This is a genomic window from Paenarthrobacter sp. C1 (assembly GCF_049315185.1).
GTDB lineage: Bacteria > Actinomycetota > Actinomycetes > Actinomycetales > Micrococcaceae > Arthrobacter > Arthrobacter nicotinovorans.
The window spans coordinates 2526419-2543150 of the sequence record NZ_CP186052.1 but is presented as its reverse complement, the minus strand read 5'-3'; the positions used below and the strand labels follow the sequence as shown (position 1 = coordinate 2543150).

15 protein-coding genes are annotated in these 16732 nt (G+C 62.4%); 10 read left to right on the top strand and 5 right to left on the bottom strand.

Annotated features, from left to right (window positions below; translation table 11 throughout):
• Position 1: 1 nt before the first annotated feature.
• Both ACNAOU_RS11870 and ACNAOU_RS11865 read right to left on the bottom strand, forming a co-directional pair.
• Positions 2 to 775, bottom strand: coding sequence for a type 1 glutamine amidotransferase (locus tag ACNAOU_RS11870; protein WP_422757000.1), 774 nt, complete (start codon positions 773 to 775; stop codon positions 2 to 4).
• Complete coding sequence (locus ACNAOU_RS11865) at positions 772 to 2100, bottom strand: MurT ligase domain-containing protein (RefSeq protein WP_422756999.1); 1329 nt, start codon at positions 2098 to 2100, stop codon at positions 772 to 774. The genes ACNAOU_RS11870 and ACNAOU_RS11865 overlap by 4 nt, the downstream gene beginning before the upstream one ends.
• A gap of 102 nt (positions 2101 to 2202) precedes the next feature.
• Here ACNAOU_RS11865 and pdxT point away from each other — a divergent pair, with 102 nt between their 5' ends.
• The 9 genes from pdxT to ACNAOU_RS11820 all read left to right on the top strand — a co-directional run bounded on the left by pdxT (position 2203) and on the right by ACNAOU_RS11820 (position 12021).
• A complete protein-coding gene (gene pdxT, locus ACNAOU_RS11860) occupies positions 2203 to 2904 on the top strand; it encodes a pyridoxal 5'-phosphate synthase glutaminase subunit PdxT (protein WP_422756998.1) in 702 nt (233 codons plus the stop codon).
• Positions 2905 to 2907: 3 nt separating this feature from the next.
• A complete protein-coding gene (locus ACNAOU_RS11855) occupies positions 2908 to 3663 on the top strand; it encodes a YebC/PmpR family DNA-binding transcriptional regulator (protein WP_018777762.1) in 756 nt (251 codons plus the stop codon).
• A 44-nt stretch (positions 3664 to 3707) separates the two neighbouring features.
• Entirely contained in the window at positions 3708 to 4277 is a 570-nt protein-coding gene (gene ruvC, locus ACNAOU_RS11850) for a crossover junction endodeoxyribonuclease RuvC (RefSeq protein ID WP_064722285.1), read from the top strand.
• Positions 4278 to 4367: 90 nt separating this feature from the next.
• Positions 4368 to 5012, top strand: a complete 645-nt coding sequence (ruvA, locus tag ACNAOU_RS11845; RefSeq protein ID WP_422756997.1) for a Holliday junction branch migration protein RuvA — start codon at positions 4368 to 4370, stop codon at positions 5010 to 5012.
• Positions 5005 to 6081 (top strand): Holliday junction branch migration DNA helicase RuvB, encoded by a 1077-nt coding sequence (ruvB, locus tag ACNAOU_RS11840; RefSeq protein WP_422756996.1) that lies wholly within the window; start codon positions 5005 to 5007, stop codon positions 6079 to 6081. Before ruvA ends, ruvB begins: the two co-directional genes overlap by 8 nt.
• A gap of 145 nt (positions 6082 to 6226) precedes the next feature.
• On the top strand, positions 6227 to 6610 hold the full coding sequence (yajC, locus tag ACNAOU_RS11835) for a preprotein translocase subunit YajC (protein WP_018777758.1): 384 nt from the start codon (positions 6227 to 6229) through the stop codon (positions 6608 to 6610).
• A gap of 114 nt (positions 6611 to 6724) precedes the next feature.
• Positions 6725 to 8476, top strand: coding sequence for a protein translocase subunit SecD (gene secD, locus ACNAOU_RS11830; protein WP_055975962.1), 1752 nt, complete (start codon positions 6725 to 6727; stop codon positions 8474 to 8476).
• Positions 8476 to 9465: a protein translocase subunit SecF gene (secF, locus tag ACNAOU_RS11825; RefSeq protein ID WP_422756995.1), complete on the top strand. Its 990-nt coding sequence runs from the start codon at positions 8476 to 8478 to the stop codon at positions 9463 to 9465. The genes secD and secF overlap by 1 nt, the downstream gene beginning before the upstream one ends.
• A gap of 162 nt (positions 9466 to 9627) precedes the next feature.
• A complete protein-coding gene (locus tag ACNAOU_RS11820) occupies positions 9628 to 12021 on the top strand; it encodes a RelA/SpoT family protein (RefSeq protein WP_018777755.1) in 2394 nt (797 codons plus the stop codon).
• A 10-nt stretch (positions 12022 to 12031) separates the two neighbouring features.
• On the opposite strand, the gene ACNAOU_RS11815 is transcribed toward ACNAOU_RS11820, so the two are convergent.
• From ACNAOU_RS11815 to ACNAOU_RS11805, 3 genes are all read right to left on the bottom strand, one after another.
• Positions 12032 to 12643, bottom strand: coding sequence for a hypothetical protein (locus tag ACNAOU_RS11815; RefSeq protein ID WP_110504694.1), 612 nt, complete (start codon positions 12641 to 12643; stop codon positions 12032 to 12034).
• A 93-nt stretch (positions 12644 to 12736) separates the two neighbouring features.
• Positions 12737 to 14224 carry a DUF349 domain-containing protein gene (locus tag ACNAOU_RS11810; protein WP_422756994.1) on the bottom strand — a complete coding sequence of 496 codons (1488 nt, stop codon included), beginning with the start codon at positions 14222 to 14224 and terminating at the stop codon, positions 12737 to 12739.
• A 66-nt stretch (positions 14225 to 14290) separates the two neighbouring features.
• Entirely contained in the window at positions 14291 to 15085 is a 795-nt protein-coding gene (locus ACNAOU_RS11805) for a peptidylprolyl isomerase (RefSeq protein WP_422756993.1), read from the bottom strand.
• Between the two features lie 206 nt (positions 15086 to 15291).
• Between ACNAOU_RS11805 and hisS the strand changes: the two genes are divergently transcribed.
• A complete protein-coding gene (gene hisS, locus ACNAOU_RS11800; RefSeq protein WP_018777751.1) occupies positions 15292 to 16647 on the top strand; it encodes a histidine--tRNA ligase in 1356 nt (451 codons plus the stop codon).
• The last annotated feature ends 85 nt before the right edge of the window (positions 16648 to 16732 follow it).

Sequence of the window (16732 nt, the reverse complement as noted above, 5' to 3'; positions counted from 1 at the left end):
CCTAGCGGGGACGGCGGGCGGCGTGTTCCCGCGCGAGGCGGGCGTAGTCGTCGTCGGGCGATCCCGGCACGAAAGTGCCGAACTTGCGCTCCGCAGCCGTGCGGATCAGGAAGTCGGCGATGGCCGGGTTCTTTGGCAGCAATGAACCGTGCAGGTAGCTGGCCACAACGTTGTTGTACCTGGCGCCCTCATGGCCGTCCTTGCTGTTGTTGCCCGCACCTTTGGTCACTGTCCCCAGAGGTTGTACGCCAGGACCCAAGGTGGTCTGACCGCTGTGGTTCTCGTAGCCCATGATGTCGCCGAATTCGGCGGACTTCATGATCACGTTGCCGATGAGGCGTTCATCCGTACCCTGGGTTTCGACATCCAGAATCCCGATCCCGGGGATAGTGGGTCCGGTGCTGGTCTTGAAGAACTTTCCAAAGAGCTGGTAAAGGCCGCAGATCACCAACATTGGGGCGCCGTTGTCGGCCAGCTCCCTCAACTGCTCCGCGCGCGCCTGAAGGTCGTCCTGGATGACAAGTTGGCCGCTGTCCTGCCCGCCGCCGCCCACAATGATGTCGACGTCGTCCGGGAAATCATCTCCCACGTTGTACTCCAGGAGCTCCGGCGTGTAGCCATGCCACTTGATCCGTTGCTTCAGCACCAGGGCGTTGCCCCAGTCGCCGTAGATGTTCATTTCGCGCGGGTACAGCTGGAGGACGCGGATAGTGCCCTTGGTGGACTGGCCACGCTCCTCCGGTGAATGGGCGGTGGGCTGGGTTTCCGAGGTCATGAGACCACCTCAACTATGGTGATTTTGGCGAGTTCGCGGCGGATGGCCAGCATTGATGTGTACGTGCAGAAAATGCGCTTGGGCTTGCCGCGGGAGCCGTCGATAAAGGTCCGAAGTGCTGCTGTTATATCCGGCTCCACGGCGCCGAAGGGCACGTCGTCGTACTGCAGCCGGAGGGCCATGTCGTAGGCCCTGACCCCCGTAAGAACCTCTACTCCGCCTTCGCGCAGGGACTCGAACTCCACGTCCCACAGCCACGACATGTCCCTGCCGTCGGCATAGTTGTCGTTGATCGCGATCATGGTTGCGTAGCCGCCGGCCGGGAACGACTTCAGGCCGAGCCGGAAACCGCTGGGATTCTTTACCAGCACGAGTTCGAGCGGTTGGCCATCCACCGTGAGGCTTTCACCGCGTCCGAATGCAGGGGCGACGTCGCCAAGGGCTTTGACGAGCTTTGGGGTGTCAATGGGGCCGGTTCCCAGAACTGCGCGGGTCAGCGACAACGCCGCGGCAGCGTTGAAGATGTTGTAAACGCCGCGCAGCTTCATCGTTGTGGTCACGGTCTTGCCGTCGAACTCAAAGTCTGCGTCCTGGGCACCTACCCGGCGAAGCACGACGTCGGCATCCGGCAAGTCGACTTCCTCACCGGACGCTGCGGCCACGGACGTGCCGGACGGTGAGGGTCCACTGCCTGTCCGCATTTCGTCGTCGTTCGGGAAGGTGCTGCGGAGTGACTCGTCCAGACCGAAGTACCGCACCTCGGGGTGATGAACGGCATCGAGGCTGTTGACGATGTTGGCTATCCGCGCAACACGGGGGTCTTCCCGGTTCAGGACGACGGTGTCGGTGGTCTTGGATGCAATGTGCTCCAGGAGCCGGGCCGTTTTGTCGATCTCGCCGAACCGGTCCAGCTGATCCCTGAGGACATTCAGCAGCAGGCTGTAACGGGGAGGAACCTTGTTAACGAAGTGGACGGAATGTGCTTCGTCGAGTTCAAGAATGGCGATATCGGCGTCAAGCCGTCCCCGCCAATCGACCTCTCCGAGCAGGGACGCAGCTACTCCGCGGGTGAAGTTGCTGCCCGAACGGTTCGTGAAGACCTTCAGGCCCTGGCTTTCGAGGAGTTCCACCACCATCTTGGTAGTTGTGGTCTTGCCATTGGTGCCGCTGACAACAGCGACACCGTGTGGCAGTGACGCCAGCGTTCGCTGCATGAACCGGGGGTCGATCTTCTCGACCACAAGCCCGGGAAACGCCGACCCGCCGCCCCGCAGCCGGGACAGAGTGCGGACCAGCTTGCCGAGGGGAACGCTGAAGGAAAGCATGCTCTGTAATATATCCCAGACGCGGCATGGAACCCGGGTCGCCTCAGATCGCAGAGCACTGACCAAAGCCGGCCGCGCGGGCGGGAGCACTATGATGGTCCAATGACCAACCCCCTTTCCGACGCTTCGTCACGCGTGGGTACAGGCCTCCGGATCGGCGTCCTGGCACTCCAGGGCGATTTCCGTGAGCACATTCATGCCGTCGAGTCCGCTGGAGCTGTAGGCGTGGGTATCCGCCGGCCTGCCGAGCTGGACGGGATCGACGGCCTGATCATCCCCGGTGGCGAATCCACCACCATCGACAAACTGTCCCGGATCTTTGAACTCCGTGATCCCATCCAAAAGCGTATAGCCGACGGCCTTCCGGTCTACGGCTCCTGCGCGGGCATGATTCTGCTGGCCGAAGAGATCGCAGACCCTGCCACCGACTTGCAGGGAAACCCGCAACAGACGTTTGGCGGCATGGATATCACCGTTCGCCGCAACGCTTTTGGACGGCAACGGGAATCCTTCGAAACGGACCTCGATTTCAAGGGACTGGAGTTCAGCGCCGACGAGGACGGAGTGGACCCTGTCCATGCCGTGTTCATCCGCGGACCTTGGGTTGAGCGGGTAGGTCCTGGAGTAGACGTCCTGGCACAGGTCGATCCTGACCATGCCGGCCACACCGCCGCTTTGCATGGAGTGGCTAGAATTGTTGCAGTGCGCTCCGGCCATTTGCTGGCCACCTCCTTCCACCCGGAAGTGACAGGGGAGAAGCGTGTGCATGAACTCTTTATTCGAATGATCAGAGGAGAAGCGTAAAGCATGTCAGGCCACTCCAAATGGGCGACCACCAAGCACAAAAAAGCCATCATTGACAGCAGGCGTGCAAAGTCGTTCGCAAAACTGATCAAGAACATCGAAGTTGCTGCCCGCATGGGTGGACCGGACCTGGCCGGCAACCCGGGCCTGGAACTCGCCGTGACCAAGGCCAAGAAGACGTCGGTGCCCAACGACAACATCGACCGCGCCATCAAGCGTGGCGCCGGCCTCACCGGCGAGGTCGTCGACTACACCGAGATCATGTACGAAGCCCGCGGACCGCAGGGCTCGGCCTTGTTGATCGAGTGCCTTACCGACAACAAGAACCGTGCGGCCTCCGAGGTGCGCCTGGCCATCTCGCGCAACGGCGGGACCATCGCCGACCCCGGATCCGTCAGCTACTTGTTCGCCCGCAAGGGCGTGGTGGTTCTGCCGAAGAACGGTCTCAGCGAAGACGACATCCTGATGGCCGTCCTGGACGCTGGTGCGGAGGAGGTCAAGGACAGCGGGGACAACTGGGAGATCCATTCCGAACCCTCGGACCTCCAGGCCATCCGTGATGCCCTCAAGGAAGCCGGGATCGACTACGAAACCGACGAAGCAGAGTTCGTTCCCTCCATGCAGGTGGAGTTGGACGTCGATGGTGCCAAGAAGTTCATGAAGCTCGTCGACGCGCTCGAGGACCTGGACGATGTCCAGAACGTCTACAGCAACGCGGACTTCAGCGAGGAAGTGCAGGCTGCCCTCGACGCCGAGTAGGCGTGGCAGCACCCGATTTTGATGACAAACAGGAAGGCCCGGACTTGACTCTTCGCGTATTGGGAGTCGATCCGGGCCTTACCCGTTGCGGCATCGGTGTAGTAGACATCGAGCGGAACCGGCGGGCCACCATGGTCGCCGTCGGAGTGGTGGGTACGTCCGCTGAACTAACGCTGGACAAGCGCCTGCTGGTCATAGCCCACGCCATCGATGAGTGGCTTGACCTGCACAAGCCGGACGTCGTCGCCGTCGAACGGGTTTTCTCCCAGATGAACGTCAGCACTGTCATGGGCGTTGCGCAGGCCTCCGGGGTCGTCATTGCCGCCGCGGCCCGCCGCGGCATCCCTGTGGCGTTGCACACCCCGTCGGAAGTAAAAGCTGCGGTGACCGGCAGCGGTACAGCCAACAAGGACGCAGTGACCAAGTTGGTGACCAAGATCCTGCGCCTGGACGCCCCGCCCAAGCCGGCAGACGCCGCGGACGCACTCGCGTTGGCTTTGACGCATGCCTGGCGTGCAGGCAACGGAATGGGTGCTGCGTCCGGCACCGGATCCCTGACGCCGGCGCAAAAAGCATGGGCAGACGCCGAAGCGAAAGCGCGCCGCAAGCGGTGATTGCCGGCTGCGCTTGCTAGGGTATTCGTAGATATGTTCGGATAGTCCGCTTTAGCCGCAATAACGCTGCAATAACTCAGGAGCCGGGTCTTGATCAGTTTTCTTCGTGGAACCGTTGCCCACGTTGGTTTGTCCACCGCCGTCATTGACCTCAACGGTGCCGGCATGAGCGTCTACGCCACACCACAGACCTTGAGCCACCTCCACGTGGGCACTGAAGCCAAACTTTTTACCTCCATGATCGTCCGGGAAGACTCCCTCACGTTGTTCGGCTTCGCGGACGACGACGAACGCGAAGTTTTCGATGTCCTGCTTAGTGTCAGCGGGGTCGGCCCGCGTTTGGCCCTCGCTGTTCTGGCGGTGCACGAGCCCGAAGCCATCCGCGTCGCGGCGCATACCGGCGACAGCAAGGCCTTCACCAAGGTGCCGGGCATCGGACCCAAGGTTGCGGGCAGGATTGTCCTTGAACTTGCCGGGAAGCTGGTCCCGCACGGTACCGGAAGTGGTGCTGCTCCGGAATCCGCCATCAAGGCTGAGTGGAAGCCGCAGGTTGTTGCTGCGATGACCAGCCTGGGATGGTCGGAGAAGGACGCCAACGGAAGCATCGACAAAGCCATGGCTGATTCGCCCGAACTTGTGGAGGCCGGCAACGTCGCGCAGATCCTCCGGGCCACCCTGCGTTGGCTTGGCCAGGACGGTGCACGCGCCGGTAACCGCGTAGGCTCCCGTGGCTGAGCAGTCACTGGTCAGCGGGGGAGAGGAGCCGGAAGAGCGGGTCATTGAGGCCGCGCTCCGTCCGAAGAACCTGCATGACTTCGTGGGCCAGCACCGGGTCCGCAAACAGCTTGCCTTGGTACTCGAGGCGTCCAAAATGCGTGGACGCAGTGCCGATCACGTGCTCATGTCCGGTCCACCGGGCCTGGGCAAGACCACCTTGGCCATGATCATCGCGGCGGAAATGAACGCGCCGCTGCGTATCAGCAGCGGTCCGGCCATACAGCATGCAGGTGACCTGGCGGCCATCCTTTCCTCCTTGTCGGAGGGCGAGGTGCTGTTCCTTGACGAAATCCACCGTATGTCCAGGCCGGCAGAAGAAATGCTCTACATGGCCATGGAGGATTTTCGTGTGGACATCGTGGTCGGAAAGGGTGCCGGCGCTACCGCCATCCCTCTGGAGCTGCCGCCCTTCACCCTGGTGGGTGCCACCACGCGGGCAGGGCTTCTCCCCGGCCCGTTGAGGGACCGTTTCGGTTTCACCGGGCACCTCGAGTTCTATTCCGTGGCTGAACTTGAGCTTGTCCTCCGCCGGTCGGCCGGTTTGCTGGACCTCAAGGTCAATTCGGCCGGGTTCACGGAAATAGCAGGCAGGTCACGCGGTACACCGCGTATCGCCAACCGGCTGCTTCGCCGGGTCCGCGACTGGGCTTTGGTCCACGGTATTGATCAGATCGACGCCCGGTCAGCGTCCGCTGCATTGGATATGTATGAGGTGGACCAGCGCGGCCTTGACCGCTTGGACCGTTCCGTCCTGGAAGCCCTGATCACCAAGTTCAACGGCGGCCCCGTGGGACTGTCCACCTTGGCGATCGCTGTTGGTGAAGAACCGGAGACTGTCGAGACAGTGGCGGAGCCGTTCCTGGTGCGGGAAGGGCTGCTGGGGCGGACACCGAGGGGCCGGATCGCCATGGCTTCGGCCTGGACCCACCTGGGGTACGCGGTACCGACCGGCGTGTTCGGACAAGAGACGCTTGCGCTCTTTGACGTGGACGAAAACCACGCCGAAAGCATCGATACAGCCGGTTAACACGCTGTGTTCAGCTTTTCCCTCTAGACTGGTATGACGCTCGGCACGTTCGAGTCCTTGATCCATGCGCCAGCCTCGCGGATCTGCCAGGGACGTTGCCGTGGACCAAAACGTAAGTACAGAACGGAACTTCCCTGTGGATCCAATGACCATATTGCTGTTCGTCATGCTTGGACTTTTTGTCTTCATGATGTTCCGCCGCAACAAGAAGACCCAGCAGCAGCAGGCTGAGATGCAGTCCAAGTTCGCTCCGGGCGTCGACGTCATGACCAGCTTCGGCCTTTTCGGCCGGATCGTGTCCATCGACGAAGCGGAAAACAAGGTCGTTATCGAGCTTTCGCCGGGCAACCAGGCCACAGTCCACCGCCAGGCTGTCACCAAGGTGGTTGAGGCTGCTCCTGAGGAAGCCCCGGTGGTTCCCGATGACGCTTCTTCCTTGACCGTTGCGGGTACTGAAACCCCTTCGGCAGTCGAGACTCCGGAAGAGACCATCGCGCGCCTCAACAAAGAGGACAAGAAGGACAACTAGCACCGTCAGTCGCGGCATCACCGCGCAAGGAAACTTCTACGGCAGCGGAGAGCCGCCGGCAGACGCTTACCAGCGTCCGCCGGCGGCTGTCCGGCGATAACAGGAAGATCGATAATGGCACGGACCGGCCCCAAAAACTCAGCCCGCAGGGTGCTGACCTGGCTTGGAGCAATTTTCGTTGTACTCACCGCTGTCCTGGCTGGCGGGGTGATGACCGGCCATGCGAGCTGGGCGCCCAAGCTCGCATTGGACCTCGAAGGTGGAACCCAGATGATCCTGGCACCCCGGGTGGAGGGTGCAAGCGACATCAATGAGGAGCAGCTGAATCAGGCTGTGGCGATCATCCGCCAGCGTGTTGACGGTTCCGGCGTCGCTGAGGCCGAGATCAGCACGCAGTCCGGCCGCAATGTGGTGGTCAGCCTGCCAGGCACTCCCTCAAAGGAGACCCGGGACCTCATCCAGGCATCCGCGGACATGAACTTCCGCCCCGTTATCGCCGCTGGTGACCCCGCCGCCGTTCCCGCAGAACAGCGGACACCGGATGACAAGCTGCCCAAGCCGACCGCAGAACCGGCCAACGCCAGCGACAACAACTGGGTCACGGGCGATGTCGTCAAGGAATTCGAAGCGCTGGACTGCGTCAATCCCTCCACGGAGAAGCGCGACCGCTCCGATCCAGCCAAGCCGCTGGTGGCCTGTGAGCCTGCCACTGACAAGACTCCCGCCGTCAAGTACATTCTTGGCCCGGTAGAGGTCAAGGGCCAGGACATCAGCGATTCCACCTTCTCCCAGGTTCAGGGTGCACAGGGTTCGGTGACCAACTCCTGGGGTGTGAACATCGTCTTCAACGGTGACGCCACTGCGAAGTTCAAGGCAGTCACCGAACGGCTCAACCAGTTCTACGTGGCCGCCCAGGCGCAAGGCACGGAAGACCCGAAGTCCCAGTTCGCCATTGTCCTCGATGACAAAGTGATTTCAGCACCGCGTGCCCTTGCCGTCATCACCGACGGAAAGCCCCAGATCACCGGCAACTTCACCCAAGCCAGTGCCAAGGCCCTGTCCGACCAGCTGCGCTACGGTGCCCTCCCGATCAGTTTCGAGATCCAGTCCCAGGAGCAAATCTCGGCCACCCTTGGCGGGGATCAGCTCCGTCTTGGCTTGCTTGCCGGCATGATCGGCTTGCTGCTGGTGGTTGTCTACTCGCTCTTCCAGTACCGGGCTTTGGGACTTGTTACCATCGCTTCCCTGGTAGTGGCCGGGTTGCTGACGTACCTTGCCATCGCAATCCTCGGCTGGACCGAGAACTACAGGTTGTCCCTGGCAGGTGTCGCAGGTCTGATTGTGGCTATCGGTCAGACCGCCGACTCGTTCATCGTCTACTTCGAACGTATCCGTGACGAACTGCGCGACGGGCGCGGACTGGTGTCCGCCGTCGAGAACGGCTGGAAGCGCGCCAAGCGCACGGTCCTGGCTTCCAAAGCCGTCAACCTTCTGGCCGCGCTGGTCCTGTACTTCGTGGCTGTCGGAAACGTCCGTGGCTTTGCCTTTACCTTGGGCCTGACGGCCCTTGCCGACCTCCTTGTTGTGTTCATGTTCACGCACCCGATGCTGCAGGTCCTGGCCCGTACCAAGTTCTTCGGCGAAGGACACCGGTTCTCCGGACTGTCGCCCGACCGCCTGGGCGCGGTACCGCTGTACCGGGGGGCCGGACGGCTCCGGACCCCGGATGACAAGCCGACGCCGGTCCGCCCCCGCAACGCCGGGGCGGCCGCTGAAGCGGAACGACGCATGACCATCGCCGAACGGCGGCTTGCCGCGAAGGGCCAACTGACTGGTTCTTCCAACGGCAGCAAGGAGGAGAAGTAATGACTACGAGCTTCGCAACCTTCGGCCATGAGCTCTACACAGGCAAACGTTCCTACAACTTTGTCAATTCAAAGAAGATCTGGTTCATCATCGCGGCCGTCGCCGTGGCGTTGTCCATCCTGATCCCGGTGGTCAAGGGTGGCTTCAACCTCGGTATCGAATTCCGCGGCGGTTCGGAGTTCACGGTTTCAAACGTGAGCACCACAGACGCAGCGCTGGGGGAGCGGGCAGTCCACGATGTCGTGCCTGATGCCATTCCGCGTGTCGCAAACGTGGCCGGCAACACCATGCGCATCCAGACGGACCAGCTGACCGATGACGAGACCAACCGCATCAAGGACGGGCTTACAAGCGCCTATGGTGTGAGGGAGAACGAAGTCACCTCCAACTTCGTCGGACCGACTTGGGGCCAGGATGTGACCCGTCAGGCCCTCATCGGCCTGGTGGTCTTCGTCGGTTTGGCCGCGGTCCTCATGGCCCTGTATTTCAGGACCTGGAAGATGTCCTTGTCGGCCCTCGTCGGCATGCTCGTCACGATGTTCACCACTGCGGGCGTCTACGCCCTGAGCGATTTCGAAGTGACGCCGTCGGCGATTATCGGCTTCCTGACCGTCCTGAGCTACTCGCTCTACGACACCGTGGTGGTCTTCGACAAGATCCGCGAAAACACGTCGGACATCACGACGTCCACCCGCCGTACCTTCGGCGAAGAGGTCAACCTGGCCGTCAACCAAACACTGGTCCGATCCATCAACACCATGATGGTGGCTGTCCTTCCGGTGGCCGCGATCCTCTTCATTGGGGCAGGACTCCTGGGCGCGGGCACCCTGCGCGACCTGTCGCTGGCCTTGTTTGTGGGTATCCTCATTGGCACTGCGGCAACGATCTTCATCGCGGCCCCGCTCTACGCCTGGCTGCGCCAGGGCGAGCCTGAGCTCGTCAAGCAGGCCAAGAAGGTAGCCCACCGACGCGCCGAAGCCACCGTCTAGGCGGCAACGGAGCTGTATTTGTCCAAGGGAGCCGGTCACCGCCACAGTGCGGTGGCCGGCTCTTTGACTTGCCGGCCCGATCGTCATGTGCTGTCCAGTTGCAGAAGCATTCGCTTCCGGGAATAGACTGGGAGAATTAAATCGGTTGTGAGGGGTACTTCTGTGGAAGAACGTGCGACGTCGGCACCACCAGCGGGCGGGGAAGACGACCGCAAAGCTGTGGCGGTCCCTGTAACGGGCGTGCCCGCCCGGGCCTCCGGCGCAGTGCCGGTGGACATGCCGGGAGCCCGTCCCACGTTTCCGGGCCGGCGGGAACGCACGCGTTCGCGCCTCGCGCGCCTGACCGGGCGGGGCGTAGCTCCGTACTCTCCGATCCTTGAGCCGCTGTTGCGGACCGTCAGGGCCAACAACCCCAAGGAAGATTTTGACCTGATCCAACGGGCGTTCGCAGTCGCCGAGCGCAGCCACCAGGGACAGAAGCGCAAGAGCGGTGATCCTTACATCACCCACCCCGTGGCCGTGGCGACCATCCTGGCTGAACTTGGCATGACAGGCACCACGTTGGCCGCTGCCCTCCTCCATGACACCGTGGAGGACACTCCATACACCCTGGCGGACCTGACACGGGATTTTGGCCCTGAGGTTGCCATGCTGGTGGACGGCGTTACCAAGTTGGACAAGGTCAGCTTTGGCGAGGCAGCCCAGTCTGAAACCGTCCGCAAAATGGTCGTGGCCATGGCCAAGGACATTCGGGTCCTCATGATCAAGCTGGCCGACCGCCTGCACAATGCACGCACTTGGCGCTTCGTTTCAGCCGAGTCTTCCTCCCGCAAGGCGCGTGAAACGCTGGAGATCTTTGCCCCGCTGGCTCATCGCCTGGGCATGAACACCATCAAGTGGGAGCTTGAGGACCTGTCGTTCGCAGCCCTCTACCCCAAGGTGTACGAGGAAATCGTCCGGATGGTGGGGGACCGCACGCCGGAGCGCGAGAAGAGCCTGAGCGTCATCCGGAACCAGATCGCCGACGATCTCCGGACTGCCAGGATCAAAGCGACCATCACGGGCCGTCCCAAGCACTACTACTCCATCTACCAGAAGATGATCGTCAGGGATAAGGATTTTGACGACATCAACGACCTCATGGGGGTCCGGGTGCTGGTGGACTCCGTCCGCGACTGTTACGCGGCCCTTGGCACCCTGCATTCGCGCTGGAACCCTCTGCCAGGCAGGTTCAAGGACTACATCGCGATGCCGAAGTTCAACATGTACCAATCTCTGCACACCACGGTGATCGGTCCGGGCGGCAAGCCTGTTGAGATCCAGATCCGCACGCACGAGATGCACCGCCGCGCAGAGTATGGCGTGGCCGCCCACTGGAAGTACAAGGACCAGCCCAACCGGACGGCACAGGGCCCGGGCAGCCCTCGCGACGGCGACATGGGCTGGCTTCGTTCCCTGGTGGACTGGCAGCAGGAGACCTCCGATCCGGGCGAGTTCCTGGATTCCCTGCGTTACGAGATCAACGCCCGCGAAGTCTTCGTATTCACACCCAAGGGCGAAGTCATGGCGCTGCCAGCGGGTTCAACCCCTGTGGACTTTGCGTACGCCGTCCACACGGAAGTGGGACACCGCACCATCGGTGCACGGGTCAACGGCAAACTGGTGCCGCTGAACAGTGAATTGAACCATGGCGACTGGGTGGAGATCTTCACCTCCAAGGCCGAAGGTGCCGGGCCGAGCCAGGATTGGCAGCACTTCGTCAAATCCGCGCGTGCCCGCAACAAGATCAGGCAGTGGTTCACCAAGGAGCGTCGCGAAGAAGCGATCGACCGGGGCAAGGACATGCTCACCCGCGCCATGCGGAAGCAGAACCTTCCCCTGCAAAGGCTCATGACCCATGATGCTTTGTCTTCCGTCGCCGAGGATTTCCACTACGTCGACATCTCCGGACTGTATGCGGGCGTTGGTGACGGTCATACCTCGGCCCAGTCAGTCATGGAAAAGCTCATGGAGCAGTTGGGCGGCCATGAGACTCCGGATGAGGATCTTGACGAAGTCAGCATCCCCACCCAGGTAGCGAAGTCCAAATTCTCGGACTCTGGCGTCATCGTCAGGGGCGTGGGTGACGTATGGGTCAAGCTGGCCCGGTGCTGCACACCTGTGCCTCCGGATCCCATCCTTGGCTTCGTGACGCGCGGTTCCGGTGTCTCCGTGCACCGGACAGACTGCACCAATGTCTCGGGGCTGCGTGACCAGCCTGACAGGATCGTCGACGTCGAATGGGCACCTACGCAGTCCAGCGTGTTCCTGGTGGAGATCCAGGTTGAAGCACTGGACCGCAAATCGCTTCTTTCGGATGTGACGCGGATCCTCTCGGAGAACCACGTCAACATCCTTGCTGCATCGGTCCACACGTCCAGCGACAGGGTGGCGATCTCGAAGTTTGCCTTCGAGATGGGTGATCCCAAGTACCTTCACCACGTGTTGAATGCTGTGCGCCGCATTGACGGTGTTTTCGACGTCTACCGCACCACGGGTAACCGCCGCCGGAGCTAGAGGTTTGCTGCTAGCCGATAGCATTTGCCGGCATCAACTGTGCCAGGGTGGCCAGGGCGCGCTTCTTGTGGGGGACCCGGGGAGCTGCCTCGACTGCCAGGACAAGAAGTCGCAGCCGTACACCCAGTTCCTGTCTGTCCAGGAGCCGACGCAGCACCGGCAGGGCACGTTCAGACTCGACGTGGAGCGCAATGTCCGCCGCGGTACGCAGCGGGGTGCTCACCAGCATCCCGCCGAGACTGACGACATCCATCTGCCCCAGCCGTACTTCATGGAGGCTGCAGGGCAGGGTGCCGCGAAGGCTGGAAATGCGGTGCTTGGCATCCACAAGCAGGGACAACTTCTCCGGCGGTTTGGCACAGCCATAGATCCAGGCGGCAGTGAGCCTGCCGGCCACAACTTTGGTGCGGATACGTTCAGGCACGCTCAGTGCGGCTGCGCGGGCGCGCAGCCGGTGGGTGATGGCCACACCAGGGGAGGAATAGTTCTTGCCGTAGAGGGGCATCAGGATGCCGTCGAACGCCATGCCCTGCAGTTCATTCCACGTGAAGATGCGGCCAGGGGCATAGAGCTCCGGAATAACCGGGTCCAGCAATTGCGGGGATGTGAGAGCGGGGACCATCCACCGATCATTTCGTGGGGCCCCCTACGAGTACAGGCTCCGATCCGGCTATGTGGATAACCGGATCGGAGCCTGCAACAGCGTCAGAAGGAATTATGCGAGGTCGCTGGCCGAACGCTGGATCTGGTCGAGCCAGGCCTGGCGTGCTTCCAAAGCTTCACGAGCAGCCTTGATGCGTCGCTGGTCGCCGGCCTTTTCAGCCTTGTCAAGGTCGTCCTTGAGGCCCGCGATGGCTGCTTCGAGCTGCGTCAGGGCACTGTTCGTGCGTGCCTTGGTTTCCGGGTTGCTCCGGCGCCACTTCTCTTCCTCGGCTTCACGGACAGCATCCTCCACCTTGCGAAGGCCTGCCTCGATCCGGCCCATGTCAGCACGCGGGACCTTGCCGGCATCTTCCCAGCGATCACGGATGGACTGGAGGGCCTTCTTGGCGGCGTTGAGGTCCTTGATGGGCAGCAAGCCCTGGGCCTCGACCACGAGTTGTTCCTTGACGGCCAGATTCGCTGTGTATTCCTGGTCAATCTGTTCATTGGCGGCCTGGCGATTGCTGAAGAAGACATCCTGGGCGGCACGGAAGCGGCCCCACAAGGCGTCGTCATCCTTGCGGCTGGCGCGCGGGGTGGCCTTCCACTGGTCCATCAGCCTGCGGTATTCACCGGCGGCGTAGCCCCAGTCAGTGGACGAGGAAAGAGCCTCGGCCTCTGCGATCAGGGCCTCTTTGGCGGACTTGGCAGCAGAATTGTTGCTGTCCAGCTGGGAGAAGTAGGCGCGGCGGTGGCGGTCGAAAACGGTGCGGGCCGAGCGGAAGCGCTTCCAAAGTGCGTCCTCGTTGCTGCGGCCGAGCCGGACGCCGCTCTTCTGTGCGGACTTCCAGGATTCGAACAGCTCGTTCATACGCGCGCTGGAGGTCTTCCATTGGATCTGCGCAGGATCCTGACCGGCAATGGTCTCCGCCTCGGCCACGATGGCCTCCCGCGCGGCAAGCTCACTGGCCCGAACGGCCTCGTGGGCAGCCTTCTCAGACTTCTCCAATTCCACGATCTGCGTTGACAGGGCATCCAGGCGGGCCTCGGCGGAACGGATATCGCCCACCATGTTGCGCTCGGCCAATTGCTCGCGCAAGTGCGTGACCGTCTTCTGCATGTCTGTTGCCGGCGCCTTGGACTCCACCCGGTGCTCCAGGAGGACTACCTGGGCGATGACGTCGTCGAACTTCCGGGCGAAATAGCCCAGGGCTTCGTCGGGGCTGACTCCCGGGTACTGTCCGACGGCGATTTCCTCACCATCGAGCGTGAGGAAGACGTGGCCGTCGCCTTCTGCCCGTCCCCACTTTGCTGCTTCTGCCAGCGACGCGGCAGATACTGCGGGTGCGGCAGGAACAACAGCAGCGGGTGCCTTGGGGCGTGCCGCAAAAGCCGCGGGCGACGGCGCTGCCGACGGCGCGGGGCGGGGTGCCGCGGGTTCATTGGGAGCCGAAGCGGGGGATGCTTCGGGGGAAGCGCCGGCATCCGTGGCTTCGATCACCTCGACCGCTTCATCGTTGGCCACTGCTGCTGTTTCGTCGGATTTCTGACTGTCTGTCACCGCTAAAAGTCTTTCGCTTGGAGGGACTGCTAAGGCAATGCACCCCGGGCCTGGGCCCGGGGCTGGTTACTTCAGAGAAAACGAGTCTATCGTGACAGGTGCCACAGGGGCGCCGTCGCTGCTGTTTCCGCCGGCTTTGAGGCCGGCAGCGGCGATCTTCGTCACGACGTCCAACCCGCTGGTGACCTTGCCAACAACGGTGTATCCGCCAGCCGTGTCGGCCGGGATGGTGGTGTCCTTGTAGACAATGAAGAACTGGTGCCCGTTGCCGTAGGCATTGTTGCCCGTACGGGCGACGGCGATGGTTCCGGCAGGGTACTTGTTGTCTGCCGGCGTGTTTTCGAGTGGACCCCAGCGATAGTTGGGGTCGTCTGCGCCGTCCTCTGATTTAGCGCCGCACTGCAGGAGGCCAAAGGTCTCGGAGGTGGTCAGCCGGTGGCAGTTGGCCCCTGTGTAGTAACCGGCATCAGCGAGCGACTTCAGGACAGCAGCCGCCTGTGGTGCCGCTGTACCGTTCAATTCGACTCCCACGACGCCGCTGTTCAAGGCAAGCTCGCCCGTGAACGTTTTGCCGGCTGCTGTATCCGGGCTGGGAATGTCGGCACCGTTGGACGCTGCTGGGGATGCCGACGGCGAATTCAGGCCCGCCTCCGCGGCAGCGAACTCGTCTTCCGTGGGGTTGGAGCTGAAGACGGTCAGCTGGAGCACCACGGCAAGGACCACGGAGGCAGCACCGGCGCCGATGGCAATGATGTTGTCGCCTTTGCGGCGCTTTCCCTGTTCCTGCCGCAGGGCGCGCTTGGCTTCCATTTGCCTGATGCGACGTTTCGCTTCGCGGTCATCCCGCGACCTTGTTGCCAAGAGTCCTCCTGATTGTGTCCGCTTCGGATGGCTGCCGACAGGAACCCGGCATGCTGCATTAGATGTGCACGCGCGGAAAGCATAAACTGGCTGCCGCACATAGTTTATGCATGACCGGCTGGACGCCCGCCCTCTAAACGCCGAACGGGCGCTTAAAGCATGGCGTCGAGGCCCGGGTCAGCTTTCTTTGAGGAGACAATTCCACCATGGCACGTACCGCCTCCCTGTCCGGATTCCCCGAGTGGCTTCCCCAGGAACGGTTGGTGGAACTCCATGTGCTGGATACGCTCCGGAAGACATTCGAGTTGCATGGTTTCTCTTCCATTGAGACACGCGCGGTCGAAACGGTCGGCCAGTTGCTCCGCAAGGGCGAGATCGATAAAGAGGTCTATGGCCTGAGCCGTCTCCAGGATGATGAGGGCGAGGCTGCGAAGCAGGGCAGTTCCGATAAGTCCGACCCCAACGCGCTTGCACTGCACTTCGATCTGACCGTTCCGTTTGCGCGCTATGTCGTGGAAAACGCCGGGTATCTGGCTTTCCCGTTCCGCCGCTACCAGATCCAGAAGGTGTGGCGCGGTGAACGCCCCCAGGAAGGCAGGGCCCGCGAGTTCACCCAAGCTGATATCGATGTGGTAGGCGACGGCGAACTGCCGTTCCGCTATGACGTTGAGATTGCGCTGGTCATCGCTGAGGCCCTGAGCGCCCTTCCCATTCCGGACTTCCGGCTCCGGATCAACAACAGGAAGCTGGCCGAGGGTTTCTATCGCGGCATTGGCCTGACGGACACCGCCGGCGTGCTGCGCAGCATCGACAAACTGGAAAAAATCGGTGCCGACAAGGTAGCCGGTTTGCTCAAGTCTGAGCTCGGCGCCACGGATGAGCAGGCGGCCCTGGCCCTGCAACTCGCCACGATCCGCACCGAGGACACCTCCTTCGTCGAGCAGGTCCGCGCACTCGGGGTGAAGGATGACCTCCTCGAAGAAGGCCTGAGCGAGCTTCAGCAAGTCATCGAAGCAGCCGTTCAGCGTGCCCCGGGCAAGGTGGTCGCTGACCTGAGCATTGCCCGCGGCCTGGATTACTACACCGGCACCGTCGTCGAGACCGTCCTTGTGGGACACGAGCAGCTCGGTTCGATCTGTTCCGGCGGCCGATACGATGCCCTGGCGAGCAAGGGCAACCGCAAGTTCCCCGGCGTCGGGCTTTCGATCGGCGTGACGCGCCTGGTGTCCCGCATCCTCAGCCAGGAACTTGCCACGGCCTCACGCGCTGTGCCGACTGCAGTGCTGGTTGCTTTGAATAGCGACGACAGCTGGTCTGCGGCCCAGGACATCGCGGCCCAGTTGCGTGGCCGCGGCATCGCTACCGAGGTCGCAGCCAAGGCCGAGAAGTTCGGCAAGCAGATCAAGTTCGCCGACCGGCGCGGCATCCCCTTCGTCTGGTTCACCGATGACGACGGAAAACACCAGGTCAAGGACATCCGTTCCGGCGAGCAGGTTGATGCCGATCCCACGACCTGGACTCCTCCGGAGGAAGACCTCCATGTCCGGGTGACCACGGCCTGATCCGACCATAGCTTCTCCCGCCCTTGGCGGGAGCCGCGGCCGGGGCGGGTAAACTCGGACGGGACCGCCTTTGCAGCGGTCCTTC